This window comes from Acinetobacter lwoffii (assembly GCF_024129715.1).
Lineage (GTDB): Bacteria > Pseudomonadota > Gammaproteobacteria > Pseudomonadales > Moraxellaceae > Acinetobacter > Acinetobacter lwoffii_U.
This window is the reverse complement of sequence record NZ_JAMXXM010000001.1, coordinates 150,914-171,147: the sequence shown is the minus strand read 5'-3', so window position 1 is coordinate 171,147 and position 20,234 is coordinate 150,914. Positions and strand designations below refer to the sequence as shown.

The window sequence follows — 20,234 nt, the reverse complement described above, 5'->3', positions numbered from 1 at the left end:
ATAATATTCTAATCCAGATTTGTTGTTTTTGAGATTTATACGGGAAATAACTAAATTTCCCTTTTAAATAAACCTCTACATTTTTTAAATTAATGTAATTATAGAAGTTATTCCCTATGAAAATCGTCATTCTAAACAAACCTTATGACGTCCTCTCCCAATTCCGTGCGGATGAAAAGCACCCAACCATGGCTGATTTTGTCAACGACAAAGATTTACGTCTTGCTGGCCGTTTGGACATGGACTCAGAAGGTCTGGTTTTCCTCACCGATCACGGTGGTCTCAACCAATATATCACCAATCCTGCCAATAAAAAGTTTAAAACTTATATGGTGCAAGTTGAAGGTGATGTGACCGAAGAAGCACTAGAACAGCTTCGTAAAGGCGTTGAACTGAAAGATGGCATGACGCTTCCTGCACGTGCTGAAAAAGTATCTGAACCTGAATGGTTATGGGAGCGTAATCCTCCTGTACGTTTCCGTGCCTCTGTTCCAACGTCTTGGGTTGAGATTTCGATCTGTGAAGGTCGTAACCGTCAGGTTCGTCGTATGACATCTGCTGTCGGCTTCCCTACACTGCGTTTGATCCGTACCAAAATTGGTGAGATTGATTTGGTTCGTATGGGATTGCAACCAGGCGAAACCAGAGAAATTGAACCATTATTATATCCGGACTTCCAGAATGTTCCTGCGGAAGAACCATACCGTTCACGTTCTTATGTGAAAAAGCCGGGTGGTACGGGCGGTAAGCCAATGGTTCGTAAAAATAAAGATGGTTCTGTGAAGAAGTCTGGAACCAAGCGTATCTGGCAAATGGATGAAAGTGAAAAGCCGCGTCGTAAGACCAATGGTACAACACGTCCAAATACCAAGGCGCCACGTGGTCGCGGCCGCGGTCGTGGCTAAGTTTGAATAGATTTAATCAAGCTCACTTCGGTGGGCTTTTTTATTACATAACTTCAATATTTTTTATTTTTCAGTTTATTAGAATCAATTGAAGTATTCATTTTAATGTCAGTCTCATGAAAAAAATAATTTTCGCTTTAGCTGCGACTTCCCTTTCAACTTTTGGCTTTGCCAATCCGCTGAGTGTGCATGTACTTAATCAGGAAACCGGCCTACCCTCTGCTAATGTCACGGTCACCCTAGAAGCTCAACAAGGTGAGAAATGGGTCAAGCTCAATGAAGCCAAGACAGACAGTAATGGTCGTATTAAAGAATTTTATCCTAAAGACACCGCGTTACAAAAAGGCGTTTATAAAGTAACGTTTAAAACGAGTGATTGGTTTAAGGCCAATAATCAACGGACGTTCTTCCCTGAAGTGCCGGTAGTTTTTGTGATTGATGGCACGTTGGAGCATTACCATATTCCACTGTTGCTTAGTTCTTATGGGTATTCGACGTATCGAGGGAATTGAAATAAGAATTTTCGAAATATAAATTGATCTAAAATACTTAATATATTTTAGTTATTACCTAAGTCATACTCTCTTAAAGCGATATCAAAATTCTCCTTTAAAGGAAAAGTAATTTTAAATGCTTGGTTAAATCTCTTTGCATAGACATCTTCAAATTCAAAGATGATTTCTAAATCTAATAATGTGCCAGTATAGGGATTTTCTTTATGAAACAAACTAGAATCATTTAAATCTCGTAGCTTTGGATCTGAAATTTCTATTACTGATTCATCCATTAAAATCAAGGAAACCAAAACGGCATCTCGAACTCTTAAAAAATTTTTTAGATATCTAGTGGAGGTTCTATTTCCAACATAAACTTCTAAATTATAACAATCACCTTTACCCATATTATGTATTTTTAATAAAAGTATATATGAGTTACCAATTTTATAACCACTTGGAAACTAATACGATATTTCTGGTTTTTCTTTTTCGAAAGATGCCTTTAATATTCTCTCATTAACTAATACCATTTCTCTTTGCTGTTTCACATTTTCTTTCATCTCATTAATTTGAAGTTGTAGTGCTTTTTCCTGTTGTTCCAAAGCTTTTGTATTTTGATCTAACTGTTTACCTTGCTGCACATAGCCTAAAATCAGCCATAAGAAAGCGATAGGTGCAACTATACCTGCAAGAAAATCACCTAATTCATTTAAAGATGTTGGATTTTTCAAATCACCAAAAAACCAAAATAGAAAAATTACAGCTAGCCATACAACTGTAATTCCAATGCCACAATTTAAACTTTTCTGATTCATCTTCTAATAATAAAAAAGCCATTCCTAAATATGGGTTTTACCTGCTTTTTCTTATGTGTGCAAACAAGATTTCTGACTCTGCCCTCTTGTCATTCTGACTATCCGATGTTATTTATGATTCATATATTTAATAATTTAAAATAAAACATATCTAAATAAGGAGTTTTGCAATGGATCAGCAAGTCAACCAGATGTTTAATCAGGACCGGTTAATTCAGCATCTTGGTGCTCATCTGGTTTCTTATAATCACAATTATGCAAAGATCGAATTAAAGGTGACTGAACAACATTTACAAGGTCATCAGACCTGTAACGGTGCCGTGATTTTCGCACTGGCAGATGCAGCTTTTGCAATTGCCTGCAATACCGGTGAACATCCGGCAGTCGGTCAACATTGCGGTATTCATTATTTAAAACCGGGATTGCTTGGCGACACGCTGACTGCTGTAGCCGAACACAAAACCAGCAGTGGCCGTAGTGGCATTTATGACATTCAAGTGATGAATCAACATAATCAAATCGTGGCAGAATTCCGTGGTACATCACGACTGATCATTAAATAGATGTTCTTTCAACATGCACTTCAATAAAAAAACCGGTGACGATGCACCGGTTTTTTTAAATTAAGAATAATTTCGGATTTAAACTTTAAGCCATTTCTCGGCTTTAGCCTGATCTTCTACTTTCAGTTCAACTTCGGTCAGTTCAGAACCCGCGGCTTGAACTTCAAAACTCATCAGCTCATCACGACGGAATGCATACACTGTAAAAGTACCTTGCTGTTTTGCATAGCTTTCAACAAGTTTGGTCGTTGCTTTTAAGCCATCAATTGCAATAATGACATCATTGGCAGAAAGGCCAGCGAGTACAGCAACCCCATCACGACGCGCAGATTGAACTAGAACACCTTCCGGCTTATCTACCAGTTTTAAACCGAATGGCAAAGACTTGTCATTTTTCAGGCTATAAGCCATACCAAACTCAGGGAATAGCTGATCGAGCGGCAATTCATCTGTGGTATTGATCAAGTGATTAATCTGTTCTGACCAATCATCTCCTGTCAATTCTTTACACAATTCAAAGATCGTCCGTTCATGCACCTGAACGCCTTTCTGGGCATTTTCATACAAACGGCGCATCAAAGCATCCAGACTTGAACCACGTAAACGCAGACCCAAATCCAGGCACAGTGCAACTAAACAACCTTTGTTGTAATAGCTGGTACCCGCATTATTCGAGTTTTCATCCTGACGATAGAATTTCACCCAGGCATCAAAACTGGATTCAGAGACTGACTGAATCGCACGACCCGGATTTTGCAAGTAACGGTCAATCTGTGCTTTTAACAAAGCAATATACGATTCCTGATTAATCACGCCACTGCGCAGCAGAATCAAATCATCGTAATAGGAAGTGAAACCTTCAAAGATCCATAACAGAGAGGTATAGCCCTCTCTGTTTAAATCATAGTTAACGAAGTTTTCAGGGCGAATGAATTTCACCAACCAGGAATGGAAATATTCATGGCTACATAAGCCCAAGAAACGCTGATAATCTTTCGATGGTTCTTCAGGTTCATTGGCTTTCGGCAAGTCATCACGTGGTGAAATCAGGCTGGTCGAGTTCGGATGCTCCAGACCCCCATAGCTATTGCCGGTTGCCATGGTCATAAAGGTATAGTCTGCAAATGGCGCCGAACCAAACATTGAAATTTCTGTAGCACAGATTTTTTCAATATCCTGCTGCATACGCGCCGCATTCATGGCATGTTTACCGGACACCACAAATTCATGTGGAATACCATTTGCTTCAAAGCTGAAACGGGTTTGTTCTGCCAGCTCAAATGGCGCATCAATCAATTCGGCATAGTTTTTGGCTTTAAGCGTGAAACGGCCTCTGACCAGACTTTTGGCTTGCATGCCGGTTGCCAATTGGAAATGCTTTAATTCATCTGGCAAGAAGATTTCCAGTTCAATTTCTTTATTTTCCTGACCTTCTAGCCCCAGACATGCACAAGCCGGGTTCACGTAGAGACGATTTTGATCCACATATGCACCACGAACGGACAGGTCATAGGCATAGACATCATATTCCACTGTAATCAATTCATGATCAGTATTAAATAAACGCCATTTGTTCTTTTCAAATTTCTGGATCTGTAACTGGCGCCCATCTTCATCATAGGCTTTGACCGCTTCAATGTGCTTGGAAAACTCTCGAATCAGATAGCTTCCCGGAATCCAGGTCGGTAATGACAAGACTTGAGTCGGGTCCGCAAGAAAACGAACAGTCACGTGAATAAGATGCTGACGATAATCGTCAAATTCAATTTGATAATGCAACATAATGAACGATATAAAATTAAAATAAATGAGATATAGCTTAGCTTAGCATTTTTTAAGCCAGTATGGTTTAGCTGTCTTATTTGTCTACATTTACGACTAGCTATCTGTATAAAAAAGGCATAGCATGCGTGAAAATTAAATCGTTCAACACCCGCCGGGTTATCAAGGAACACCATTGAAATACATCATCTCACTGATTGCGGTTTTCAGTTTATTTATTTCTGCATTTTCACATGCTGCCCTACTCAATATTGTGCCTGAAAGCGTTGAAGCTGAAGCCTGGACCATTCTGGATTCACAGTCTGGTCAAGTCATTGCAGAGCACAATGCCGACGTTCAGCGTGCTCCGGCTTCGCTGACCAAAATGATGGTGGCTTATATTGCCTTAAAGGAAATTGAGGCCGGAAAATTAAATAAAAATGAAGTGTTAACCGCGACCTCTGTGGTTAAAACCGTGATGTGGGATGAGTCACAGATGTACCTGAAAGAAGGTGATCTGATTTCAGTCGATCAGCTTCTGGCGGGCTTAATTATCATGTCTGCCAATGATGCCGCGGTGACGCTGGCTGAGAAAATTTCGGGTGGTATTCCGCAGTTTGTTGAACGTATGAATCAGGAAGCCAAAGCACTGGGCATGCAACATACCAATTTCCAGAATCCGGCCGGTATTACCATGCCTGAGCATTATTCGACTGCCGCCGATTTAGCCAGACTGTCTATGGCGGTGGTGAATGAAACTCCGGATTATCTGTATTATTCAAAGCAGCCAAGCTTTACCTACAATCAGCATTTTCATCGTGCGACCAACCGTGTGCTTCAGGTCGATCCTACAGTAGATGGTTTAAAAACCGGTTTTACCCGTGCAGCGGGCTATAATCTGGCGCTGACAGCCAATCGCGTCACAGCAGATTTTGAAATGCCAAATCGCCGTCTGATTGTGGTGGTACTGGGTACTAAAAGTGCAGCAAAACGCGCTGAAGTATCACATAAGCTGATGAATCTGGCTTATACCTATACCCGCAATGAGGTAGCGATCAAAGATCAACAGCTACTGGCTGAATTGCCTGTGATCAAATCCACCTTAAAAATGTTTAAGGTACAAACCAAACAACCGCAGATCATTACCACTTCTTTATATGATCAGGGCTACAGTATTGACCTGAATCAGTTTGACCAGGCGCATCAGCGTGTCATGCTGAATACTGGTGATGGCGTTTTAAAAAGTATCGAGCCACTTCAGGAAACTCAGACTCATATCAATGTTGAAGTGAAGGCTTCTGAACTTATTGCGCCTTTGGCCACCATGATGCCTTTGGCCACCATTCAGGTTTATCAGAATAATCAGTTGATTCGCACCATTCAAATTGAAGATCATGTCGAAATTGAAGAAGCCAACCTGTTTCAGAAATTCTTTAGCTGGCTACAAGGCTTGTTCAGTTTGTTTTCAGACAATACGCCAAGCGTAAAGCTTTATCCTTTAGATAGATAATCTACATCTCAAGTAACTTCCCTTTAAGCTAGAAGATCTCCTCTCTGATCTTCTGGCAGATTTTCCTTTCTTCCTGCATCACGCCCTCAAGACAGGGAAACTTACCTGCCCTCACAGAATTGCTACGTTTTGTAATGTGTATAACAATTTTAATCAAGACGCGTTTTAGCGCATGCCATAGTATATTTTCTCTCTATTTCTCTTATTTTTATTAAAAAAATAAACAGGTTAATCATATATGACAGCACATAAAATCGTGATTGTGGGTGGTGGTGCCGGTGGTCTGGAACTGGCGACTCAGCTGGGTGAGAGCTTGGGTAAAAGCGGTAAAGCCCGGATTATTCTGGTCGATCAAAAATTGACGCACATCTGGAAGCCACTGCTGCATGAAGTTGCTGCGGGCACCTTAAATCCACATGAAGAAGAAACCAATTATTTTGCTCATTCAGCCGCACATCATTATGAATTTGTCTTGGGCACATTTACCGGTCTGGATCGTGAAGCGAAACAGATTGTGGTCGAAACAGAATATTTCTCCAAAAAATCCCAATCCAAAAAAAACCAGCGCATTGACTATGACACACTGGTCTTGGCTTTAGGTTCTACCTCGAATGACTTTAATACCGAAGGCGTCAAACAGTTCTGTCATTTTCTCGACAGCCGTCCACAAGCTGATATCTTTCAGCAGGATCTGTTGCATCTCTACCTGAATGCTCAACATGAAGCTTCGAGCCGTGAACTGAATATCGCGATTATTGGTGCCGGTGCGACTGGAGTGGAACTGGCAGCCGAGCTGGTAGAAGCCAAACACAATTTCTTTAAATATGGCTTGAACAAGGTCGATCCAAATAAAGTCAAAATTACCTTAATTGAAGCGGCAGATCGTATTCTGACTGCCCTTTCTCCTAAAGTTGCCGAACATACCATGCAACAACTGGAAAAATTTGGCATTGAAGTCCTGACCAATCACCGCGTGGCCAAGGTCGATGAAGACAAAATTTATTTTACAGATGGCTCAAGTCTGGATGCCGAGATTAAAGTCTGGGCCGCAGGCATCAAAGCACCTGAAGTTTTGGCACAACTGCAAGATATGGAAAAGGATAATATTCATCGCTTGAAAGTCTACTCCACCCTGCAAACCAAATCTGATCCAGACATTTTTGCTTTTGGTGATTGTGCACACTGCCAACCTGCTGCAAATGAACCAGTATTGGGCCCACGTGCACAAGTGGCCAGCCAACAGGCCAATTTTCTGGCCAATGCCTTAAAAGCACGTGTCAATGAAGAAAACTATTTACCGATGTTTAAATTTTCTGACAAAGGTTCACTGATTTCCTTAAGCCAGAATAAAGCCGTCGGCGAGTTGCTCGGTCAAGTGAATGTTCAAGGCTTTGTCGCCAAGTCAATGTACGTTTCCTTATACCGAATTCATCAAGCGACTATTCATGGTTATGCGCATGCGGGTATTCTCACCGCAAAAGATTTTGTTACACGAAAAATTTCCCCAAAGCTGAAATTGCATTGAAATTCCAGAATTTGACCCAATCAATGAAAAAATCGTCAACAAAATTGTCAAATTGCGTTTTTTTGCTAATTTTAGTCTACAAAAATGCAATTTCACTTTATGATGTACCCTTAAAAAATTGAATGGATCAATTAACATGACTGCTATTGCAAATAACCTCGTGGTTTCTTTCCACTACACATTGACTAACGCAGAGGGTGAAACTCTCGACCAATCTCAAGGTGAACCACTTGCCTATTTGCACGGTGCAGGTAACATCATCCCAGGTTTAGAAAATGCGTTAGAAGGCAAAACTGTAGGTGAAAAATTCACTGTAAATGTTCCTGCTGCTGAAGGTTATGGCGAATACAACCCTGACCTAGTTCAAGAAGTTCCTGCGCAAATGTTCCAAGGCGTAGACAACATTCAAGCAGGTATGCAGTTCCAAGCTCAAACTGATGACGGCGTGCAAATCGTAACTGTTAAAGCAGTTGAAGGCGACAATGTTGTGGTTGATGCTAACTTTCCACTTGCTGGTCAAGACCTGACTTTCGAAGTTGAAATTGTATCTGTTCGTGAAGCTTCTCAAGAAGAATTAGATCACGGCCACGTACACGGTGTAGGCGGTCACCAACACTAAGATCTTCTGATCTTGAGTGAAAAAAGGCAAAGTCTGACTTTGCCTTTTTTATTGCCTGAAAATAGCCCGTAGAATATTAACCACCCAATTAGCTATAAAAAAAGCAGAGCCATTGCCCTGCCTTTCCAATCCGATCAAGATCTCCTTTTACAGGATGATCAGTGGATTATTTTTTTTGGTTATAAATCTGCATCGCTGCTGGCAACTGTTGACGCATTTGCCCAATACGCTGGCTATTCGATGGATGCGTAGACAGGAAGGTTGCACCACTGCCGCCACCGAGTTTGTTCATTTTTTCCCACAAGGTAATGGCTGCATTCGGGTTATAACCTGCGCGCGCCATCAGCATTAAACCGCCTTGGTCAGCACGGCTTTCCAGATTACGCGAGTATGGCAAGCCAATACCGATCTGACTACCCAATTGTGCGGCTGCAGCGCCACCTTGACCCACACCTGCTGCATTCAAGCCAATACCCAAAGCCAGATCAGTCAGGGCTTGAGCACCGATTTTCTGCTTAGAATGCTCTTCTAAGGCATGCACCATTTCATGACCCATAATCGCTGCAATTTCAGCATCGGTCAGATTCAGTTTATTCACAATACCGGTATAGAATACAACCTTACCACCTGGTGCAACAAAGGCGTTGACCTGATCAGATTTGAGCACAGCCAATTGCCACTGGAATGCTGTACCGGTTTGATTCATCTGGTTAGCAACTGGCTTCAAACGGTTAAATACATTATTAATCCGTTTATAGGTGGCTGAACTGGTATCCAGTTGGCCTTTATTGCGCGCATCATTGACCATGGCATTATAGCTTTGGCTCGCAGATGCATTTAAGGTCGCAGTATCTGCCCCTGCCATATCGGCAATGGTGGTACAACCTGATAATGTGACGACTGTAGCAGCCGCCATACTCAATAAAAGTTTATTCTTCATTATAATTTACTCCGCCTTGGCTCAAGGGCAATTTACATTGTAAAAATTATAAGTGAAAGCGCCCAGCAGCTAAACGCTTAATTCATTCATCTTCTTATAAATTATGTAATTTTTAAGCCAAATACTGTATCGCCAACCAATAAATCAAACAGATGAGATTTAAGCCCAGGTAAACCTGGCTGAGTGGTTTGATTTTCTGTTCAAGCATTTCGTCTTTACGTTTGAAATATAAAAAAGCATTTTGCAATAAAATAATAGGCACTAATATACAGGCGATTATGACACTCAGACCAACTAGCGCTGCATAAATCACTTCGGGATTTTGAGTTTGCGCACGAATAATCATCATGGCAATTGTTGGTGCCCCGCCCATCGCAAATAACAATGAATAAAACATGGTTGCCGATATATTTTTTTGCATCCTGCTGCTCATTTTTCTTTCTTTATATACCGCTATGTTAAAACACATCACGTGGTATTACCGATGCAACTTTAGTCTTGAAATACCTGCATAAATTCAGGATATAAAAAAACCCATCCGGAGATGGGTTTTTATCATTCAAGCTTTAATCAAATGAAGATTAAGCATCAAACGGGTGGCGAAGAACAATGGTTTCTTCACGGTCTGGACCTGTTGAAATGATGTCGATCGGACATTCAATTAATTGCTCAAGACGTTTTACATAGTTCAATGCAGCTTCTGGCAACTGATCCAGTGATTTCGCACCGAAAGTTGACTCAGACCAGCCTGGCATAGTTTCGTAAATCGGTTTTAAAGTTTCGAATGCAAGCGCATCAGAAGAACCAACACAACCAGAATCTGCAGCTTCATAACCCACACAGATTTTCACTTCTTCTAAACCGTCAAGAACGTCAAGTTTAGTCAGGCAAATACCAGAAAGTGAGTTTACGTCAACTGAACGGCGTAGAATTTCAGCATCGAACCAGCCACAACGACGTTGACGGCCAGTAGAGGCACCAAATTCATTACCAATCGTACCGAGGTGTTTACCAATCGCATCACCCGTGTCATTTGCAGCGTCATACACCAACTCAGTTGGGAATGGACCTGCACCTACACGCGTTGTGTACGCTTTAGTAATACCCAGTACATAGTCAAGGTGCAAAGGACCCAGACCTGAACCAGAGCTTACGCCACCAGCAGTTGTATTCGAAGACGTTACATATGGATATGTACCGTGGTCAACGTCAAGAAGTGAACCTTGCGCACCTTCGAACATGATATTGTCACCGTTTTTACGGTAGTTATGCAATTCAGTGGTCACGTCCACAACCAGTGGCGCAACAACTTTACGCCATTCGTCGCACAGTGCCAGCACGTCTTCCAGTTTAACTGCTTCAACACCGTAGTATTCAGTCAGCTGGAAGTTATGGTAGTCCAGAAGTTCAGTCAGCTGAGCAGTAAGATGTTCACCACCACGTACCAGGTCAGCAACACGTACTGCACGACGCGCTACTTTGTCTTCGTATGCAGGACCGATACCACGACCTGTCGTACCAATCTTCGCATTACCACGTTTTTTCTCACGCGCCTGATCAAGTGCGATGTGGTTCGGAAGAATCAATGGACAGTTAGGAGAAATGCGTAAACGTTCTTTAACAGGAACGCCTTCTTTTTCAAGAATGTCCATCTCTTTGATGAGCGCTTCAGGAGAAAGAACAACACCGTTACCAATTAAGCACAATACGTTTTCACGTAAAATACCTGATGGAATGAGGTGTAAGACAGTTTTCTTACCACCAACCACAAGAGTGTGACCTGCGTTATGTCCGCCTTGATAACGAACTACCGCTGCCGCTTGATCTGTGAGCAGGTCGACGATTTTACCTTTACCTTCGTCGCCCCATTGGGTACCAAGTACCACAACATTCTTGCCCATAATAGCCTCATTACATCATGCTGTTAAAGTTGAAAGCCCCGCTCAGCGACATGAACACTGAGCCAAGCAGTTAAATCGTTTTGACTGTCCACTCACCATTCGCATTCACCAGCTGGTGCGTTGCATATGGAATCGAGTTTAAATCATCATTACCCAGTAACTGAATTACACTTAAGCCTTGTGCACGAATGTTCTGAATCGCATTCAGAAGTTCTGCATCAGTGCCTTTAGGTGCAACCACGACCTGTACCGCATCAAACTGACCTGCGCTTAAAGCATATAAGTCACAAGAGAAACCGGTTGCCGGACGGGCACGGCCAAAATGTTCACCAATGCCATCATAACGGCCACCTTGTGCCAGTGCAGCTGCACGGTTCGGTGCATAGACTGCATACATTAGGCCAGTATGATAATGGTATGAACGTAATTCAACCACATCAATACCAATACTCAAGTTTGGCCAACGGGTTTGAACTTCATCTTTGGTGGTTTGCAAGACATTAAAAGCTTGCGTGAATGCTGGATTCGCCAACACTTCAGCACTTAAATGCGCTTGTAATGCATCCAGGTCGCTGGCATAGCGTCCAAGTGCATAGAAATCTTGACCAAATTTCAGGTCTGCCGTGAATTCTTCTAATTCTGGCAAAGCCTTGCGTTGGTATAAATCAGATAATTGCTGTTCAGCGACTTTGTTCAAGCCTGCTTGAGCCACCAGACTGCGGAATAAACCGACATGACCTAAGTCCAGATGGATACCATCTGCCAGACCTGTCTCCTGAATCAGACTGATCATCAAGTCGACCATTTCTACATCGGCATCGATGCTGTCTGAACCAAATAGCTCCGCACCTAACTGTAGTGGCGCGCGCGAGGTATTAAAACCGCGAGGCTTGGTATGCAGAACGGTTCCTGCATAGCAGTAACGTGCCACACCTTCCACTGGATGTACATGCGCATCAATACGAGCCACTTGTGGTGTCATATCGGCACGCACACCAAGCAAACGACCAGAAAGCTGATCAATCACTTTAAAAGTGGCTAAGTCTAAATCTTGATTCGATTCTGAGAGAGAAGATAGAGATTCGATGTATTCAATGAATGGCGTGTACACCAGCTGATAACCTCGAGATGCAAGGAAATCCAGTGATTTACGGCGCAGACTTTCAATAACTTGCGCTTGTTCTGGTAATACATCAGCTACACCATCAGGTAATAACCATGTCTCTGAAATGGGCATGTTGTAAACCTAAATTCTTGTCAGCGCGGAACGAATCCGCATAAAAAAATCGGGAGCACACCCGATTTCTCCTAGTCTAGCACGATAGTTTTGGCTGTGCATCGCAAATTTTATAATTTTCGCTACCTGATGAAATCAACAACAATAGTGTCAACTATCAGCGTTTTAATGCACATTCAAAACAAATAGCATGAAAAAATCCGGTATTAAACCAAAGGCAATGCAGTCGTGCTTTTAACCGTTTGCAATGGAATTTCAGTTTTTACGCTTTGAATGCAGGGAATTTGGGTTAAATGATGAATCTGAAATTTACGATAGGCATCCAGATCAGCCACTACAATTCTTAAAAAGAAATCACAATCGCCCGCCATTAGCTGGCACTCGACGACTTCTGGCATTTCCTTGATCGCTTCGACAAATTGGCCGACCACAGCAGCTTCTTGAGACTTGAGCCAGACGCGTGCAAAGACACTCATCGCCAAATTGACCTTTTGCGGATTCAGCAGCGCGACATATTGCTCAATCACACCATCATCTTCCAGCTGTTTTACCCGTCTTAAACAGGGTGATGGCGACAAGCCAATCAGTTGAGCCAGTTCATTATTTTGCAGTTTTCCATTCTTTTGCAGCTCATGCAGAATGCGTTTATCTATTTGATCCATATCTATGCTTTGGCATTTAAAACCTCTTAAACTTAATTTAGCGCAATTTAATTTCAAATAAAACTCAAACCTCTTTCACTACAACAGCAAATAGCCAGAATATCGCCATAAAATATGGTCTAGTTTTGCAGTACCCAAGTCATTTCCATGCTTTTGTTTAGACAAAGCACCGCAGCAATAGTTGCCCCTACCGATTTCAGCGAATTTCAACGTGGCATGAAAGATTCTATCCCCATGCTTTTGGGAATTATCCCCTTTGCGCTGGTGCTGGGTGCGACGGCGGTACAGAAGAATTTCAGCTTGCTCGAAGTGCCATTACTGACCGGTTTGAACTTTGCCGGCGGTTCTGAATTTGCCATTCTGGAAGTCTGGAGCAGTCCACCAAATTTACTCATGCTGATGTTCATTACCTTTCTGGTAAATAGCCGGCATCTGTTGATGGGCGCCAGTTTGGTGCCGTATTTAAAGCATCTTCCGAATCTTAAAGTTTTTCCGGCGCTGTTTTTTATGGTCGATGAAAGCTGGGCACTCGGTCTGGCTGATGCACAAAGGAAACAGGCGCAACTGGGTTATCGTGCTGCTTTTAGCATGCCTTATTATGCTGGCCTGTGTTTTTGCCTGTACTTGATGTGGGTCGGATTTACCACACTCGGCGCCATGCTTGGGCCTGTATTAGGCGACATCAACCGTTTTGGTTTTGATATGGCCTTTCCTGCTGTATTTCTGGTGTTACTAAGAAGTATGTGGAAAGGTTTTGAGGCTGCCCGGCCATGGCTGGTCAGTTTAGTCTGTGCGGCTTTGGCTTATTTATATTTACCTGCGGGCTGGTATGTGCCGATTGGTGCCTTGTCTGGAATAGCTTCGGCATTTTTCCTGATTCAAGAAGATCAAACATGATCCAGATGAGCACCTTGGTGGCCATTATCCTGATTGCTGCGACCACCTATTTAACCCGGATCTTGGGCTATGTCTTATTAAAAAATAAAACGCTGACACAGCGCCAGCGTAAAATTCTGGAAGTAGTCCACGGCTGCGTGCTGATTTCAGTGATTGCACCCTACTTTGTACGCGACAATCCTGCAGACCTGATCGCCTTGGCTTTAACGCTATTTGCCGCTACACGTTTTGGATTATTACCGACCGTCGCCATCAGTATGGTTTCTGCTGCAATTTTAAGAATTTTAATAATCTAACGCTAGAAAAACCCCTTTAAATGATCTCTAAAGGGGTTTTGTTTATTTCTGTGGATCAACCACTTTGGTCAGCAAACTGATCAGTTCGGCATTTTGCAATTCAACCTGCTGAAGTTTGGCTGTGGTCTGATCCAGCACTTCCTGCTGCACATGCATTTTTTTGGCTAGATCCTGCATGATTTCCAGGGTCTTTTTTAAATTTTCTTCCAGATGCACGATTTTTTCTTCGACTGGCACGCCTTCCACGCTACGTGGCTCATCACTCTGATTAAACTGCAGCCAGATCAGAAAAATTACCGCCAAAGTCAGCAGTATAATAAATCCCCAAACCACCATCATGTGCTTGCTCTTATTTCATTTTATTGTCTTTATCTTAACGAAAAATGCTGCAGATAACGTAAATAATTCAGCCTCAATTCCTGATTTTCGATCAATTACTGGCAAATTCTCTTAAAACATGGCTGGCAGAATATTTACAGGCAAGAAAAAAGCACCGTGTCTTGGTGCTTTTGAGGTTTAGATAACCCCAACTTAATGAAATGATTCACATAAATCCAGCAGACGGTTGGCATAGCCCCACTCGTTATCATACCAGGCAAAGACTTTGGCTTGATGCCCAACGACTAGAGTCTGGGTCAGATCAACAATCAGTGAATACGGGGAATGATTAAAATCACTGGATACCAATGGCTCATCCGTCACAGCCATGATTTCCGCAAAATCCTGCTGGGCAGCCTTGATCAGCACTTCATTCAACTTGTGATCGGTAATCGGCGACTGGGAGACAAAGGTCAAATCAATCGCGGCCACATTAATGGTTGGCACCCGAATCGAATAGCCATCAATACGATCTTCCATTTTTGGCATGACACGCTTTAAGGCACCCAGTGCGCTCGAAGTCGTAGGAATGATGTTATGTCCCGAGGCACGTGCACGACGCAAATCACGATGTGCATGATCCAGTACCGATTGATCCGCCGTGACAGCATGTATTTCGGTCATCAAGGCACTACTGATTCCAAAAGCATCATCGACAATTTTGACCAGTGGCACCAAAGCCTGAGTGGTACAAGAGACGCTGGAAATGATTTGATCCGATGCTTTAACTTCATGATGATTGACACCATAGACAATCGCGGCATCGACCGTATCAAAAGGTGCAGCGCCAATAATCACACGTTTCGCCCCTGCCTGAATATGCTGGGTTGCGGCTTCACGGGAACGGAACAGCCCGGTACATTCAAGCACTACATCTACCGCCAGGTTTTGCCAAGGCAACTTAGCCGGCTGCGACTCACACAAAACCTGCACTTTTAATGCAGCATTCTGATAGCTGATATGCATATAGATATGTTCAGCATCATAGCTGAGATCCACCTGCCCCGGAAAACGGCCATGGGTCGAGTCATATTTAAATAAATGAATCAGGGTTTCAACATCAGCAATATCGTTAATGGCAACGATTTCAAAATTAAAATCTTTCGGGTTTTCAAACCATGCGCGCAGTACATTCCGTCCAATACGCCCAAATCCATTGATTGCCACTCGTTGCATGACTCGACCTTTTATATGCCTATTTTAAAACTCTTCTATGTTAAAGGATTTCTGGCGCCGTACATTAAAAAACTTCAGTGAAAATACTGATTTTCGATTATTTTATTTCTGATCCATCTGTCTGTATTTGGATCATTTAAAATTCCGTTTATTTTTTAAAGAGATGGATATAGACGAATTCTACTGTGGGAAAATTCAATTTAATTATTCAGCGAAAAACCTGAGTAAATAAATCCTTCGCAATTGGTTTTAAAATGATTGGTGCCTACTGCTTTTTCCGTTATAATTTGGCGTTTTAAATTTTTAAGCCCCGCATTGCAGCAGAGCTCTTGTATGCTTGTCAGACTGTGGTGTTTTAGCCAAATCGGAAATTATGGAGTGACTTGGTTGTGAGTACTCGTTTTATGACATCAGCTGAAATTCGTGAAGCATTTTTGCGTTACTTTGAATCGCAAGGGCATACACGTGTCGCGTCGAGTTCTCTAGTACCTGCCAATGACCCAACTTTGCTGTTCACCAATGCTGGTATGAACCAGTTTAAAGATTGCTTCTTAGGTCTAGAAAAACGCGATTATGTACGTGCAGTGTCATCACAAAAATGCGTGCGCGCAGGTGGTAAGCACAACGACTTGGACAATGTAGGTTATACAGCACGTCACCACACTTTCTTTGAAATGTTGGGTAACTTCTCCTTTGGTGATTACTTCAAACGTGATGCGATCAAATTTGCTTGGGACTTTTTGACTAACGAAGAATGGCTTGGTCTTCCTAAAGATAAACTCTATGCAACCATTTACCACACCGATGATGAAGCCTTTGACATCTGGAACAAAGAAATCGGTCTAGACGCTTCACGCATTATTCGTATTGGTGACAACAAAGGCGGTCAATACGCATCAGATAACTTCTGGGCAATGGGTGACACCGGTCCTTGTGGTCCATGTTCTGAAATCTTCTTTGACCATGGCGATCATATCTGGGGTGGCTTACCGGGTTCTCCTGAAGAAGATGGCGACCGTTTCATTGAAATCTGGAACAACGTTTTCATGCAGTTCAACCGTACTGCGGATGGCGTATTACACCCTCTTCCAGCGCCTTCTGTGGATACAGGTATGGGCTTGGAGCGTATTTCTGCCGTTTTACAGCACGTCAACTCAAACTACGAAATTGACTTATTCCAGCATTTACTTAAAGCTGCGGCTGAAATTATTGGTCTGGATACTACAGCGCTTGAAGCTGAAGCTGCTGAGAAAGGCACACCAGTTCAGTATCCTGCTTCATTGAAAGTCGTTGCTGACCATGCACGTTCATGTTCATTCCTGATTGCTGATGGCGTAAACCCATCGAATGAAGGTCGTGGTTATGTACTGCGTCGTATTATCCGTCGTGCAGTACGTCACGGTAACAAACTAGGTGCGACTGGTTCGTTCTTCCACAAAATGTTGAAGCCACTGATTGAAGTGATGGGTGCAGCATATCCTGAACTTGCAGCCAACCAGGCACGTATCGAAGCGCAACTTCTCAAAGAAGAAGAGCAATTTGCTAAAACACTTGAGCAAGGTCTGAAATTGCTTGAAGGCGAATTGGCACAGTTAAAAGGTTCTGTGATTCCGGGCGAAGTGGTATTTAAACTTTACGACACTTATGGTTTCCCGACTGACTTGACTGCTGACATCGCACGTGAACGTGACTTAACCATTGATGAAGCTGGTTTCGAAACTGAAATGGCTGCACAGCGTCAACGCGCACGTGATGCAGGTAAATTCGCGATCGACTACAACAGCGTAGTTAAAGTTGAAGGCGAAACTCAGTTTGATGGTTATGACGCAACTGCAGGTGAAGGTCAAATCATCGCAATCTACAAAGATGGCGAGCAAGTTGATGAAGTGTTTGAAGGCGATGAAGCACTGATCGTACTCAACCAAACACCTTTCTACGCAGAAAGCGGCGGTCAAATCGGTGATACAGGTATCTTTAAAAACGATACTGGTATTTTCGAAGTTCAAGATACCAAAAAATCTGGTGGCGCATTTGTACACCAAGGTATCGTGACGATGGGTAACTTGAAAGTTACTCAAAATGTAGAAGCAACAGTAAAAGCAGATATTCGTGCAGCAACTGCGCGCAACCACTCTGCGACTCACCTGCTACATGCTGCGTTACGTCAAATTTTAGGTTCACATGTACAGCAAAAAGGTTCATTGGTTGCATCTGATGTGTTACGTTTTGACTTTGCCAATGACCAACCTGTAAGCTTTGAACAGCTGCAAGAAATTGAACGTTTGGTCAATGCTGAAGTGATTGCCAATACTGCGGTGTCTACTGAACTTCTGGATATCGAGTCTGCGAAAGCTAAAGGCGCGATGATGCTGTTTGGCGAGAAATACGGTGACGAAGTACGTGTACTGTCTATGGGTTCAGTGATTGAAGAGAAAAACTTCTCAATCGAACTTTGCGGTGGTATTCACGTAAAACGTACCGGTGATATCGGTCTGTTCAAAATCACCTCTGAAGGTGGTGTGGCAGCCGGTGTACGTCGTATTGAAGCAGTAACAGGCACTAAAGCAGTTGAAGTTGCGCAAAAAGCTGATCGCGATATCAATACGATTAACGGTTTGCTCAAAGCGCAAAAAGACCAGACTTTAGACAAAGTTGAAGCATTGGTTGATACTGCATCGAGCTTGCAGAAACAGATCGAACAACTCAATCAAAAACTTGCTAGCCTGCAAGCGGGTGAACTTCTAAGCCAAGTTCAAAGCATTGCAGGTCGTGCAACCTTGATTACAACTGTTGAAAACATGGATGCAAAAGCACTACGCAACCTGCACGACGGTGTGAAATCAAAATTAGAAAATGCAGTGATTGTTCTGGCAGGTGTAGAGGGTGACAAGGTGAGCTTGATCGCATCTGTAGCAAAAGACTTTACTGCTTCTATTAAAGCAGGTGACATCATCAAACATTTGGCAACTGAGCTAGGTGGTAAAGGTGGTGGTAAACCTGACTTGGCACAAGGTGGCGCGCCACTTAACGAGAAGTTTGCTCCAGTGATGGCAGATTTAACTGCCTGGCTTGCAGCAAAATAAAACTTCAATTTTGTGTAACTGACCCTGATAGGTACATCAGGGTCATGGCTTATATGGAACAACTATGGCATTAATCGTTCAAAAATATGGCGGTACCTCTATGGGTACTCCCGAGCGCATTTTAAATGTTGCTCGTCGTGTAAAGCGCTGGCATGACCACGGCCACAAGGTAGTGGTAGTGGTATCAGCAATGAGTGGCGAAACCAATCGTCTACTTGCTTTAGCGAAGGCCATTACCGAAACCCCTGACCCACGTGAACTAGACCAAATGGTATCTACGGGTGAACAGGTTACGATTTCTATGTTAGCAATGGCGTTGAACTCAATTGGAGTTGAAGCAAAATCACTAACAGGTCGCCAGGTTGGCATGAAAACCGACAGCTCATTCAATAAGGCACGTATCGAATCCATTGATACTGAAGTCCTGAACTCAAATCTGGATGCAGGCCGCGTACTTGTCGTTGCCGGTTTCCAGGGTTTTGATGAACATGGCAATACCACTACTTTAGGGCGTGGCGGTTCTGATACTTCAGGTGTTGCAATTGCTGCCGCACTCAAAGCAGATGAATGCCAAATTTATACCGACGTTGACGGTGTATATACCACCGATCCACGTGTTGCACCAAAAGCAAAAAAAGTTGATCGTATTTCATTTGAAGAAATGCTTGAGATGGCGTCACTCGGTTCTAAAGTCCTGCAAATTCGTTCAGTTGAATTTGCTGGTAAATACCAGGTGCCTTTACGCGTATTATCAAGTTTCGACAATGACAACGATGGCGCATTCGACGAAGAGTTTAAGCAAAACGTTGGTACACTTATTACGACTGAATTGGAAGACAATATGGAACAGCCAATTATCTCCGGTATCGCATTTAACCGTGACGAAGCAAAATTAACTATTTTAGGCGTGCCTGACGAACCGGGTATTGCTTCTAAAATTTTGTGCCCGATTGGTGATGCCAATGTTGAAGTGGATATGATTATCCAGAACGTTGAAGAAGATGGTACAACTGATTTCACTTTTACTGTGAACCGTGGCGAATTAAATAAAGCCAAAGCTATTCTTGAAGCAACTGCTCAAGAAATTGATGCACGTGAAGTTGCGACCCGTTCAGATATCGTAAAAGTATCGATCGTAGGTGTCGGTATGCGTTCACATGCCGGTGTAGCGAGCAAAATGTTTACAGCATTGGCAGATGAAGGTATTAACATCCTGATGATCTCGACGTCTGAAATCAAGATTTCTGTGATCATTGAAGAAAATTATCTTGAACTTGCGGTTCGTTCATTGCATACCGCATTCGGTTTAGACCGTGAACAAGGCGAATCTAGCGCACGTGCTTAAGCGTTAAGATAGAATATTGTCATTGTTTGACAGTATTTTATAAAAGTCTACAAAAATGCAGAGCCACTATAGTTTTTTTTATAGTGGCTCTGTTATATTAAGCCTGAGGATTTTTAACCAGCTG

20 protein-coding genes are annotated in these 20,234 nt (G+C 42.7%); 10 read left to right on the top strand and 10 right to left on the bottom strand.

Annotation, left to right across the window (positions count from 1 at the left end; genetic code table 11):
- The first annotated feature begins 116 nt into the window (after positions 1-116).
- Together NI462_RS00850 and uraH are read left to right on the top strand one after the other, a co-directional pair.
- A complete protein-coding gene (locus NI462_RS00850; RefSeq protein ID WP_004731551.1) occupies positions 117-905 on the top strand; it encodes an rRNA large subunit pseudouridine synthase E in 789 nt (262 codons plus the stop codon).
- A gap of 116 nt (positions 906-1,021) precedes the next feature.
- Positions 1,022-1,417, top strand: coding sequence for a hydroxyisourate hydrolase (uraH, locus tag NI462_RS00845; protein ID WP_044113019.1), 396 nt, complete (start codon positions 1,022-1,024; stop codon positions 1,415-1,417).
- Positions 1,418-1,464: 47 nt separating this feature from the next.
- On the opposite strand, the gene NI462_RS00840 is transcribed toward uraH, so the two are convergent.
- Both NI462_RS00840 and NI462_RS00835 read right to left on the bottom strand, forming a co-directional pair.
- Positions 1,465-1,806, bottom strand: coding sequence for a hypothetical protein (locus NI462_RS00840; protein WP_253158726.1), 342 nt, complete (start codon positions 1,804-1,806; stop codon positions 1,465-1,467).
- Positions 1,807-1,863: 57 nt separating this feature from the next.
- Positions 1,864-2,217: a hypothetical protein gene (locus NI462_RS00835; protein ID WP_435574956.1), complete on the bottom strand. Its 354-nt coding sequence runs from the start codon at positions 2,215-2,217 to the stop codon at positions 1,864-1,866.
- A 170-nt stretch (positions 2,218-2,387) separates the two neighbouring features.
- On the opposite strand from NI462_RS00835, the gene paaI reads away from it, so the two are divergent.
- Entirely contained in the window at positions 2,388-2,780 is a 393-nt protein-coding gene (gene paaI, locus NI462_RS00830) for a hydroxyphenylacetyl-CoA thioesterase PaaI (protein WP_004278956.1), read from the top strand.
- 78 nt (positions 2,781-2,858) lie between these two features.
- On the opposite strand, the gene NI462_RS00825 is transcribed toward paaI, so the two are convergent.
- Positions 2,859-4,562, bottom strand: a complete 1,704-nt coding sequence (locus NI462_RS00825) for a M61 family metallopeptidase (protein WP_253158724.1) — start codon at positions 4,560-4,562, stop codon at positions 2,859-2,861.
- A 175-nt stretch (positions 4,563-4,737) separates the two neighbouring features.
- Here NI462_RS00825 and NI462_RS00820 point away from each other — a divergent pair, with 175 nt between their 5' ends.
- The 3 genes from NI462_RS00820 to slyD all read left to right on the top strand — a co-directional run bounded on the left by NI462_RS00820 (position 4,738) and on the right by slyD (position 8,195).
- Positions 4,738-6,051, top strand: a complete 1,314-nt coding sequence (locus tag NI462_RS00820) for a D-alanyl-D-alanine carboxypeptidase PBP6B (protein WP_253158723.1) — start codon at positions 4,738-4,740, stop codon at positions 6,049-6,051.
- A gap of 238 nt (positions 6,052-6,289) precedes the next feature.
- Complete coding sequence (locus NI462_RS00815) at positions 6,290-7,576, top strand: NAD(P)/FAD-dependent oxidoreductase (RefSeq protein ID WP_243474616.1); 1,287 nt, start codon at positions 6,290-6,292, stop codon at positions 7,574-7,576.
- A gap of 136 nt (positions 7,577-7,712) precedes the next feature.
- Positions 7,713-8,195 (top strand): peptidylprolyl isomerase, encoded by a 483-nt coding sequence (slyD, locus tag NI462_RS00810; protein ID WP_004278960.1) that lies wholly within the window; start codon positions 7,713-7,715, stop codon positions 8,193-8,195.
- A 166-nt stretch (positions 8,196-8,361) separates the two neighbouring features.
- On the opposite strand, the gene NI462_RS00805 is transcribed toward slyD, so the two are convergent.
- The 5 genes from NI462_RS00805 to NI462_RS00785 form a co-directional block, all read right to left on the bottom strand.
- A complete protein-coding gene (locus NI462_RS00805; protein WP_005106510.1) occupies positions 8,362-9,135 on the bottom strand; it encodes a M48 family metallopeptidase in 774 nt (257 codons plus the stop codon).
- A 112-nt stretch (positions 9,136-9,247) separates the two neighbouring features.
- Positions 9,248-9,556 (bottom strand): hypothetical protein, encoded by a 309-nt coding sequence (locus NI462_RS00800; RefSeq protein WP_253158721.1) that lies wholly within the window; start codon positions 9,554-9,556, stop codon positions 9,248-9,250.
- 160 nt (positions 9,557-9,716) lie between these two features.
- The gene (locus NI462_RS00795) at positions 9,717-11,036 is read right to left on the bottom strand and encodes an adenylosuccinate synthase (protein WP_004278963.1); all 1,320 of its coding nucleotides are present in this window, start codon (positions 11,034-11,036) and stop codon (positions 9,717-9,719) included.
- A 70-nt stretch (positions 11,037-11,106) separates the two neighbouring features.
- Positions 11,107-12,273, bottom strand: a complete 1,167-nt coding sequence (locus tag NI462_RS00790) for an ATP phosphoribosyltransferase regulatory subunit (protein WP_004278964.1) — start codon at positions 12,271-12,273, stop codon at positions 11,107-11,109.
- A gap of 206 nt (positions 12,274-12,479) precedes the next feature.
- The gene (locus NI462_RS00785) at positions 12,480-12,935 is read right to left on the bottom strand and encodes an Lrp/AsnC family transcriptional regulator (RefSeq protein WP_253158719.1); all 456 of its coding nucleotides are present in this window, start codon (positions 12,933-12,935) and stop codon (positions 12,480-12,482) included.
- 147 nt (positions 12,936-13,082) lie between these two features.
- Here NI462_RS00785 and NI462_RS00780 point away from each other — a divergent pair, with 147 nt between their 5' ends.
- Positions 13,083-13,832, top strand: coding sequence for an AzlC family ABC transporter permease (locus NI462_RS00780; protein ID WP_253158717.1), 750 nt, complete (start codon positions 13,083-13,085; stop codon positions 13,830-13,832).
- Positions 13,829-14,128 carry an AzlD family protein gene (locus tag NI462_RS00775; protein WP_253158715.1) on the top strand — a complete coding sequence of 100 codons (300 nt, stop codon included), beginning with the start codon at positions 13,829-13,831 and terminating at the stop codon, positions 14,126-14,128. Before NI462_RS00780 ends, NI462_RS00775 begins: the two co-directional genes overlap by 4 nt.
- Before the next feature lie 42 nt (positions 14,129-14,170).
- Here the strand turns inward: NI462_RS00775 and NI462_RS00770 are convergent, their stop codons facing one another.
- Positions 14,171-14,467 carry a hypothetical protein gene (locus tag NI462_RS00770; protein WP_253158712.1) on the bottom strand — a complete coding sequence of 99 codons (297 nt, stop codon included), beginning with the start codon at positions 14,465-14,467 and terminating at the stop codon, positions 14,171-14,173.
- 192 nt (positions 14,468-14,659) lie between these two features.
- Positions 14,660-15,682, bottom strand: coding sequence for a type I glyceraldehyde-3-phosphate dehydrogenase (locus NI462_RS00765; protein ID WP_253158710.1), 1,023 nt, complete (start codon positions 15,680-15,682; stop codon positions 14,660-14,662).
- Between the two features lie 389 nt (positions 15,683-16,071).
- On the opposite strand from NI462_RS00765, the gene alaS reads away from it, so the two are divergent.
- Both alaS and NI462_RS00755 read left to right on the top strand, forming a co-directional pair.
- Positions 16,072-18,765, top strand: coding sequence for an alanine--tRNA ligase (alaS, locus tag NI462_RS00760; RefSeq protein WP_253158708.1), 2,694 nt, complete (start codon positions 16,072-16,074; stop codon positions 18,763-18,765).
- A gap of 64 nt (positions 18,766-18,829) precedes the next feature.
- Positions 18,830-20,110, top strand: a complete 1,281-nt coding sequence (locus NI462_RS00755) for an aspartate kinase (RefSeq protein ID WP_253158706.1) — start codon at positions 18,830-18,832, stop codon at positions 20,108-20,110.
- The last annotated feature ends 124 nt before the right edge of the window (positions 20,111-20,234 follow it).